This window comes from Kitasatospora sp. NPDC091276 (genome assembly GCF_040684355.1).
In the GTDB taxonomy this organism is placed as follows: domain Bacteria; phylum Actinomycetota; class Actinomycetes; order Streptomycetales; family Streptomycetaceae; genus Kitasatospora.
Genome location: NZ_JBFBFU010000030.1, coordinates 1 through 1,013, shown reverse-complemented (window position 1 = coordinate 1,013; position 1,013 = coordinate 1). Strand labels below are relative to the sequence as shown.

General features: G+C 69.2%; 1 rRNA gene and 1 pseudogene. Both read right to left on the bottom strand.

Going from position 1 to position 1,013, the window contains the following annotated elements:
- A pseudogene (locus AB0O19_RS30265) lies at positions 1 to 617 on the bottom strand (hypothetical protein); the annotation flags it as partial.
- Between the two features lie 309 nt (positions 618 to 926).
- Positions 927 to 1,013 (bottom strand): 5S ribosomal RNA (gene rrf, locus AB0O19_RS30260); the annotation flags it as partial.

The following is a 1,013-nucleotide window of genomic DNA, read 5'->3' as shown; positions in this document are numbered from 1 at the left end:
CGGTCGCCACGGTCGCGGTTGAAGCCGCCACCGGAGGGGCGGTCGTCACGACGGAAGCCGCCACGGTCGCCACCACGGTCATCGCGGTTGAAACCACCCGAGGGACGGTCCCCACGGTCACGGTTGAAACCACCGCCCGAGGGGCGGTCGTCACGACGGAAGCCACCGCGGTCGTCGCGGTCGCGGTTGAAACCGCCACCGGACGGACGGTCGTCACGACGCGGACGGTCGTCACGGTCACGGTTGAAACCACCCGGACGGTCATCGCGACGGAAACCGCCACCACCGGACGGGCGGTCCCCACGGTCGCGGTTGAAACCGCCACCGGACGGGCGGTCGTCACGACGGAAGCCGCCACGGTCGCCACCACGGTCATCGCGGTTGAAACCACCCGAGGGACGGTCCCCACGGTCACGGTTGAAACCGCCACCAGAAGGACGGTCGTCACGACGGAAGCCACCGCGGTCGTCGCGGTCGCGGTTGAAACCGCCACCGGACGGACGGTCGTCACGACGCGGACGGTCGTCACGGTTGAAACCACCACCCGAGGGGCGGTCGTCACGGCGGAAGCCGCCGCCGCCCTGACGGTCGTCCCGACGGGCGCCGCCACGGTCGTTCGACCAGCCCCCACGGGACCGGGGCTCGTAGCCTCGGCCGTCGTCCGATCGACGCTCGGGACGGTCCTGGGGCTGGTTCGACATCGTGGTGACTCCTTCTGCTGCTTCAGCTCCACCGCGGACTGAGCAACTCCGCTGCCGTCACGCGGTTTCGGCGCCGGCCTCCTGGCCGCGCACCATCTCCATTGTCCGACATCCCGGAACACTCCGCCTGGGCGAAGGTCCCGGCCTGCCGGGGTACTACTCGTTCGCAAAACACAAAAAGGCCGCGGCCCCAGCGAGTCGCTGGGGCCGCGGCCTTGAATAATTGTTCGGCGGCGTCCTACTCTCCCACAGGGTCCCCCCTGCAGTACCATCGGCGCTGTAAGGCTTAGCTTCCGGGTTCGGAATGTAACC